At 60.3% G+C, this 6889-nt stretch carries 5 protein-coding genes; 2 read left to right on the forward strand and 3 right to left on the reverse strand.

Translation table 11 applies throughout. The features are described from left to right. The first annotated feature begins 5 nt into the window (after window positions 1–5). Window positions 6–665, forward strand: a complete 660-nt coding sequence (locus tag HMPREF2681_RS02475; RefSeq protein ID WP_016423226.1) for a hypothetical protein — start codon at window positions 6–8, stop codon at window positions 663–665. On the opposite strand, the gene HMPREF2681_RS02480 is transcribed toward HMPREF2681_RS02475, so the two are convergent. The 3 genes from HMPREF2681_RS02480 to HMPREF2681_RS02490 all read right to left on the reverse strand — a co-directional run bounded on the left by HMPREF2681_RS02480 (window position 662) and on the right by HMPREF2681_RS02490 (window position 5025). After that, window positions 662–2362 (reverse strand): FUSC family protein, encoded by a 1701-nt coding sequence (locus HMPREF2681_RS02480; protein ID WP_070429651.1) that lies wholly within the window; start codon window positions 2360–2362, stop codon window positions 662–664. The genes HMPREF2681_RS02475 and HMPREF2681_RS02480 overlap by 4 nt on opposite strands. 24 nt (window positions 2363–2386) lie before the next feature. Continuing rightward, window positions 2387–4033 carry a peptide chain release factor 3 gene (locus tag HMPREF2681_RS02485; RefSeq protein ID WP_070545967.1) on the reverse strand — a complete coding sequence of 549 codons (1647 nt, stop codon included), beginning with the start codon at window positions 4031–4033 and terminating at the stop codon, window positions 2387–2389. A 98-nt stretch (window positions 4034–4131) separates the two neighbouring features. Next, entirely contained in the window at window positions 4132–5025 is an 894-nt protein-coding gene (locus HMPREF2681_RS02490) for a Cof-type HAD-IIB family hydrolase (protein WP_070545969.1), read from the reverse strand. Window positions 5026–5208: 183 nt separating this feature from the next. Here HMPREF2681_RS02490 and HMPREF2681_RS02495 point away from each other — a divergent pair, with 183 nt between their 5' ends. Next, the gene (locus HMPREF2681_RS02495; RefSeq protein ID WP_049189550.1) at window positions 5209–6660 is read left to right on the forward strand and encodes a glyceraldehyde-3-phosphate dehydrogenase; all 1452 of its coding nucleotides are present in this window, start codon (window positions 5209–5211) and stop codon (window positions 6658–6660) included. Window positions 6661–6889 lie beyond the last annotated feature (229 nt).

Here is a 6889-nt window from a genome sequence, read left to right on the forward strand (position 1 = left end):
TCCAGGTGAGCTTCCGACCAGATAACTCCCGTACCAACCGCGCCCATCAAGCCGAAGAGCGTGCCCGCAGTCTCGTGCAGGACGTCCTCGACCGCGAGGAGCGGGTACGCAACAATCTGGCCAGCGCTGATGTCGACCCGTGGACGATGCGTTTCGTCGTCGATGAGTCGATTTCTGAGGGCGCAATCATCACCTGGCGCAATGAGGCCACTCGTGCCCGCCGCATCATGCGCCGCTATGACATTCAGCGGGGCTACCGCGAGAAGTTGCGCGAAGTTGAAAAGCGCATCGATGCCATGTTGCACCTCGCGGAATCGCTGGAGGAGTCGTGGGACGCCGCGGCACACGCCTCGAAGAGGCTTTCCGACGCGGAGGCCCGCGATGTCGCAGCCTTTGAACGCGAGCGCGAGCGGCAAAATGACGCGGCAGAGACTAAGCGGCAGCGTGAGGAGAAGGTCCGCAAGTTCCGTCGGAAAGCGGAAAATATTGCTACCGACGCGTGGGACGCGGGCCGTGACGCGCTGGAGAAGCTGCCGCCGCTGTCGTCTTCGCTGAAGGACATCGCGGCTAAGTTCCGTTCGCGGGGCTCGGAGGAGGAACCGCGCGAGGTACGGCGGGCAACAGCCCGCGACCTGCGCAAGGAGCCCCCGCTGCCGGAGGACTAGCGCTCCTCAGCTTTAGCTGCCTGGACTACCTCAGCGAGCTTGGAAATCTCCTCGTGAGAGGGGCGGATATCCGGATGCGTGCGACAGTAGTCCAGCAACAAATAGCCAGCTGTGCGAATGCGACGATGCCCATCCCAGTGTGGAGTGGCGATTTCGGGGTCGTTGGTGGCCAAAGACGAGATGGCCTGGCGCTCACTGAGCAGCTCGTACTGGAGATCTCGACGAATATCGAGCGCCTGATTCGGAGTACCGGTTAGCAGCGCGCCGAGAAGAGCGCCCATCTGTCGATAGCAGCGCGGAATATGACGCAGGTAGTGCTTTTCAATGCTCTCGGTTGGCCAGAAGTGCAGGACAGCGAGAGCCAGCGCGCAGGCGATACCGACTTCCAAGACACGATCGGTCACAATCGGTGCGAGTTCGCCAGCGACGTTTCCGCCCAGCAGCAGCGCCAATGGAGTGGTGACGATTGTCGTCAGCGCATAGTTTTTCACCACGAGAACCTCCGCGCCGAATTGGCAGGCTGCAAGCGCGATAAGTAGCGTCCAGCTGTCCAGGCCAAAGGAAAAGAGCAGCGCATAGAGGAAAATGCCGATAATCGAGCCGACCATGCGGTGAATCCCTCGGATCGAACCAGCGGTGCGGTCGGGACCCCACTGCAGAGTCATCAATGCGCTGACCACCGCCCAGTCAGGCCGGTCGAGACCGACAAGCACGCTAATGAGACCAGCTAAGCCACCGGTAATAGCAACCTTTGCCGCAGTCATCGACGCATGGGAATAGCGATCGAAAGAGCGGAAGATCCGGTAACTCACGCTTGGTCGCGCGAGTGGAATGGTTGTCTGCGTCTCGTCGAAGAGGTTAGGCGTGTCCACGATGTCCACAGCGCTGCCGTGCACGCCCAAGCGTGTGCGGATAGCAATCAGACGCTGATGAGCAGCAATGACACGGTTGACCAGTTCCGTGTGGGAGGGCTTGACGATTTTGCTGCCACGGATGATGCCTGCGTCGGCAAGCGATTCCCATGCGTCGGTCAGTGCAGTTTGCGCCTGGTGATGAACGGCGAACGATGTCGAGTCTGACTTTTCCATCGCATCGATGGCTGATTCAAGGGATTCGACAGCTGCCATCTCGGGGCCGTGCGGATTCCACAGCCGCGGTGCCATTCCGATGACTATCGCGGAAAGCACACCAACGGTAGCCCACATGGCGGTTTCCACCGGGTTGAAGCCAAGGCGGGCGACCATTGTTGTGCCGCCGGAGACCATCACAATGAAGAATGAACCCGGCGGTGGCAGGCGCAGTGCGTTTTGAATAAAAGCGCCGATGGTGGCCAACGCCGTGGTAAAAAGTGCGATGAGCAGCAGCCATAGATTGCTGCCGCCGGAAGCGATCTCACTGTGGACCACTGATCCGACAAAACTGCCGGACATAACTCCGGCGATCAGGCATAGCCCGGCGATGGCCATCACGCGCAGACGACTGCGGTAGGGGTGGCCTTCGCCATAGATGACCACGCACCCACCAGCGGCGATAAGGAGCATTTCCGAGCCGTGTCCGGTGAGAAGTGCCACGGCACCCGGCAGGAATAGCGCGAGTGCTGCGCGGAGGGCGCCTGGCCATCTCTGTGCACGGGAGTGGAAGGCAGTAAAAAGTTGCCATGCACTTGGTTGTGGAGGAAGCTCAACCGTTTGGCTCAATGTTGGTGAAATCTCCTTAAAACTCTAGTCCGCGACCAGCGTCTCGAGCGTGAACTCCGGGTGCTCCTTCTCAATGAAGGACAGCTTCCACTTGTCGCCGAAGAGGGCGATGAGGGCGCCGTCGGAACGCGTGAAGATCTCCACGCCGCGCTGCTTTGCCAGCTCAGTCGCGGTCTCTTCGTCCGTGCGGCGGGCGACGGAGTAGGGGATGGGCTCGGCGATGGTCTCGACGTTGTACTCGTTTTCCATGCGTGCCATCATGACCTCGAACTGCATCGGGCCGACCGCGGCCATCACCGGGGCGGCATCGCCGCGGGCATCGTTGCGCAGAATCTGCACCACGCCCTCGGCATCGAGCTGATCGACAGCTTTGCGGAACTGCTTGTACTTGCCCAGGCTCTTGGCGCGCAGAGTGCGGAAGTGCTCGGGCGCGAACTGCGGCATCGGCTTGAATTGAACCTTGCGGCCCTCGTAGATCGTGTCACCCGGCGCCAGTGAACCCGCATTGACCAGGCCGACAATGTCGCCCGGGTAAGCCGTCTCCACGGTCGAACGTGTCCGGCCGAAAACGGTCAAAGCATACTTTGTGGAGAAACTACGTCCCGACTGCGCATGCGTGACCTGCATGCCGCGGTCAAACTCGCCAGAGACAACGCGCATGAATGCCAGCTTGTCGCGGTGGTGCGTATCCATACCCGCCTGCACCTTGAACACGACGCCCGAAAAATCATCCGTCGGCTCGCGCTTTTCGACGATAGCCCCCTGGCCGCCAGCCGCCGCAGCGGCAACGGCAGCCGGGTCGGACTCGCGGGCACCAGGTGCCGGAGCCAGCTCGCAGAGAGTGTCCAGGATCTGGTGGACACCCCAGTTCAGCATGGCGGAGGCGAAAATCACCGGAGAGGTGTCGCCAGCGAGGTACATCTCCTGGTCGTGGTCAGCGCTATCGGCGGAGAGCAGCTCGGACTCCTCGGCTGCCGTCTCCCAGGCGTCGCACTGCTCTGCGGCGGCCTCATCTGGGGTGAGGTGACGCTCAGCGGCAATAGTGGCGCCACCGGCAGTGCGCTCGAAGCCGATGAACTGCTTGGCTTCGCCGTCCTCACCACGCTCCAGCAGACCGCGGAAGTCGCCGGCCTCACCAACTGGCCAGTACAGCGGAGTCGGTTGCAGTCCAATCTCCGCGACAATCTCATCCATCAATTCCAGGGGAGCCTTACCCGGGCGGTCCCACTTGTTGATGACGGTGACGATGGGAATTCCGTTGGACTTACAAACCCGGAACAGCTTCAACGTCTGAGGCTCGAGCCCCTTGGCACCGTCGACAAGCATGACAGCGGCGTCGACAGCGGTGAGCACACGGTAGGTGTCCTCGGAGAAGTCAGCGTGACCAGGCGTATCGACGAGATTGATCATGTACGGCTCGCCGTCGTGCCCCTCTGGCTGGTACTCGAACTGCAGCGCGGAAGAGGCAATCGAGATGCCGCGATCCTTCTCCATGTCCATCCAGTCGGACACAGTCGACTTACGGCCGGCCTTGCCGTGGACAGCACCGGCTTCGTTAATGACATGAGCATGCAGCGCCAGCGCCTCGGTGAGCGTGGACTTACCGGCATCCGGGTGTGCGATGACGGCGAATGTGCGGCGGCGTGCGGCTTCTTCGGCGAGAGTGGTCACAGGGAAACTACGCTTTCCTTAAAAAGAAAATCGGAATAAGGGAATCGGGTTCAACCTTTCTAACTTACCGCTCCAGTGGGGTAAGGGGTCAATTGCAGTTAGAGGTTGAACAGCTCGCGCAGCGTCGTGATGACGCCTTCCTCCGCGTTCGACGGTGCGATGTCGGTGGCGCGGCGTTTGATTTCCGGGTGACCGTTGGACATGGCAAACGAACGGCCTGCGTGGTCGATGAGCTCGAGATCATTCAGGTAGTCAACGAAGCAGACAGTTTCGGCAGGAGAGACACCTAGGGCCTCCTGCAGGGCGGCGAGTGCCGTGCCCTTGTTGGTGTTGGCATCGATGAGGTCGACCCAGTGGGCACCGGAGACTACCGCGCGCAAGTGCGAGCTTTGGGAACGCAGGTAATCGGCCGATTCCTCTTCGACGGAGTAAGGATCAAAGGCGGCAATTTTGACGATGCCGTCCTCGGCGGCAGCGGCGATGACATCATCGACCTTCTGCAGCTTCAGGTAGTACTTGGCGGCCTCGTTGAACTGCAGCTGCTGAACTTCCTCCGGAATATTGAAATGCGGCGGGAAAAACTCCACGTATGCGCTGGCAGCGCCGCAGATAATAACCGACAGGGGAGTACGGCCCGCCGCCACACGGTTGTCGTTGAACTGGCGGATCGCGTGTACCAACTGAGTGACGATGTCGTGGTCGATACTGGTAACCGAAACCACCTCGCCCGCATCCGCGACATAGTTGCCGTTTTCCGCAATGATTGGGATGCGGTGTGCAATGGGGGCGAACTGGTCGGCCAGAGTTGCGTACTGGCGGCCCGACGCGGGAGCGAAGTGGACACCGCGGTCGAGCAGCTCCGTGACTACCGGCCAAAAGGACTCCGGGATTTCCTTGTCTTCATTTAGTAGAGTCCCGTCCATATCCGTGACTACAAGGCGGTATGGCGGCTGGGCGGGAGATTGCTGCTGGATATCCAGGGGTTCCGTCATGGCTCTTATTCTAACGGGTAAGTAGGGTTCAATTTTCTTCCTTGGGGTGTCTCCCAGTGTCTCCCCCGATTGGGTGAAAGCTGGACCACAATACGGGGTACCCAGTTGAGGGCGATAGCCGGTGAATAGCATGTGCGGGGTATTTTGAGGGGGAACTCATATTCATTTAAGCCAGGAGGATTTATGTCGGATTCGGCCCCCATCAAGCGCAATGACTGGAATGAGCGCATCAGCCTTGCAGAGCAGATGATCCCCCTCCTGGGACAACTGCGCCGCAACAATGATGTCGTGACTTCAATCTTCGGCCGCCGACTGGAAAACGTTACCGAGACCGGCATCATTAAGTCGCACCGCTACGCCCGTCGCATTACCTCGCAGGAGCTGCCTCTGAGCCAGACTCTGCCGATTCTGCAGGAACTGGTGAAGATGGATCTCGGCACCGCCTCCATCGACCTGGGCGCCCTGGCTACCAGCTTCGAAGAGGAAGGCGGCGACCTGCGCGCATTCCTCGAGCGGGAGCTTGCCGAGGTTATCGGTGCCGGGACTCACACCCCGAAGACCGACATTGTCCTCTACGGTTTCGGACGTATCGGTCGTCTGCTGGCCCGCATTCTGCTGGCTCGTGAGGCACTGTTCAACGGCCCGCGCCTGCGCGCGATTGTGGTTCGCCAGAATGGTGAGGACGACATCGTCAAGCGTGCTTCGCTGCTGCGCCGTGACTCCGTCCACGGTGCATTCGACGGCACCATCTCGGTTGACCGCGAAAACAACATTATTTGGGCAAACGGCACCCCGATCCAGGTCATTTACTCCAACGACCCGGCAACTGTTGACTACACCGCCTACGACATTAACGATGCGATTGTCATTGACAACACCGGTCGTTGGCGTGACCGTGAGGGACTGTCGCAGCACCTTCAGTCCAAGGGAGTTTCCAAGGTTCTGCTCACCGCGCCGGGCAAGGGCGATGTAAAGAACATCGTCTACGGAATTAACCACAGCATCATCGAGGACTCTGACAATATTTTGTCGGCAGCTTCCTGTACTACCAACGGCATCACCCCGGTGCTGAAGGTCGTCAATGACAAGTGGGGCGTCGAGTTCGGTCACGTCGAGACTGTTCACTCCTTCACCAATGACCAGAACCTGATTGACAACTTCCACAAGGGTTCCCGCCGTGGTCGCGCAGCCACCCTGAACATGGTTCTCACTGAGACTGGTGCCGCAAAGGCCGTCGCCAAGGCTCTGCCGGAGTTTGAGGGCAAGCTGACCGGTAACGCCATCCGCGTTCCCACCCCGGACGTTTCCATGGCGGTGCTGAACCTGACTCTGGACACTGAGGTCGACCGCGACGAGGTTAACAACTACCTGCGCGAAGTTTCCCTGAAGTCCGTCCTGCGCCAGCAGATTGACTACATCCACTCACCAGAAGTGGTCTCCACCGACTTCGTTGGTTCCACCCACGCTGGCATCGTCGATGGTCTGGCTACCATCGCCAACGGTAAGCACCTAGTGCTCTACGTCTGGTACGACAACGAGTTCGGTTACTCCAACCAGGTCATCCGCATTGCTGAGGAGATTGCCGGTGCTCGCCCGCGCGTCTACCCGAAGCGCAAGCACATCGACGAGCTGTAAGTCGGCGGTCCTGGGCTTGAGCTGTTGAGCCCTCGAACGCCCTCTTCCCCCTCCTAAACCACGGGGGTTGAGGCGATGGGGAGGGCAGGGGAGGGGGGGACGGAGCTTTCGGTGCGGGAGGCCGCTATCGCCTACCGCTGGTGGACGTGGTTCTGCGCGGCTTCGGCGCGGATGCATGGGCCGGGGCGGTAGGGGATAGATGACGTTGCAGTGGCTCCGGGCAAGCCAC

Origin of the sequence: Corynebacterium sp. HMSC064H12 (assembly GCF_001809925.1) — a bacterium.
GTDB classification, from domain to species: domain Bacteria; phylum Actinomycetota; class Actinomycetes; order Mycobacteriales; family Mycobacteriaceae; genus Corynebacterium; species Corynebacterium jeikeium_D.

Bases quoted from the DNA above. Each gene is read 5' to 3' on its own strand.
- HMPREF2681_RS02490 (WP_070545969.1), bottom strand. From the start codon at position 5,025: ATGACGGAACCCCTGGATATCCAGCAGCAATCTCCCGCCCAGCCGCCA.
- HMPREF2681_RS02495 (WP_049189550.1), top strand. From the start codon at position 5,209: ATGTCGGATTCGGCCCCCATCAAGCGCAATGACTGGAATGAGCGCATC.